The 846-nt window shown below is 43.5% G+C and carries 1 pseudogene; it reads right to left on the bottom strand.

Going from position 1 to position 846, the window contains the following annotated elements:
• Positions 1 to 756: pseudogene (locus R7R24_RS25735) on the bottom strand (hybrid sensor histidine kinase/response regulator); the annotation flags it as partial.
• Between the last annotated feature and the right edge of the window lie 90 nt (positions 757 to 846).

The following is an 846-nucleotide window of genomic DNA, read 5'->3' as shown; positions in this document are numbered from 1 at the left end:
GAACATAGCATAGCTCTGCAAATAGCCTTGCTGAACGATAGGTGCACCAAGCCAAGCGACTTGTCGACCATGTTCCAGTTCAAAATCAGAAATAATGACGGGCGTATAATCTTCATTCACTTTGCGGCGTTCGTTGACGTCATCAGCTAGACGTTTAAAGGTTTTACCTAATGCCGAGTCTTTATAGCGTCCCGTTAGTAGGTTAGTACCGTAGTTGTCGTCTTTGTTGATGGAATAGGTCACGTTGCCGTTAATATCGACCAGCAAAATATCATTAAAATCTGAGCGTTTGAGTAGCTCCAGATATGCCCAGTGATAACGTTTGTGGAGTAAGCGATAACGTTCACTGCCGACATAATTTGAGGACTCCGGCAAAATTGATGTTTTGATTTGGTCACCGCTGCCTTCGATATAACGTTGCTGAGCATTTTCACGTGCTTCTTCAATATCATTGCCTAAACGGCTAAATGCATTGACGAGGCCGTAAAAACGACCACCACTGGCATACGCGAGCTCAGAGCGTACAAATCCCATGACTTCGGTTTCTTGCGCTTCGAAGTAGTCGAGGATCTGTTGTTGTTTGGTATCACGAACAGAAAGCAGATGTGAAGTGCTTTGTTCTTGCAGATCTTTACTATGGGATTGCAGGAAAAAAATCGCAGTGATGGTAAGAGGCGTAATGCTGAGGACAAGAAACGCAGTCATCAGCGTACTCTGAAGGCGCTTAAATTTCTGTTTTTTGTAGAATTTAAACATGGATAAGATTACAACTCGTAAAGGGCTCGCACGGGTTGAAGGTGCTCGCCTAGGTTCTCGTTAAAAACGGATAAGAAGTTAAATTCGATA

Source organism: Vibrio sp. 704, assembly GCF_033339295.1.
This window is presented reverse-complemented; position numbering and strand designations above follow the sequence as displayed.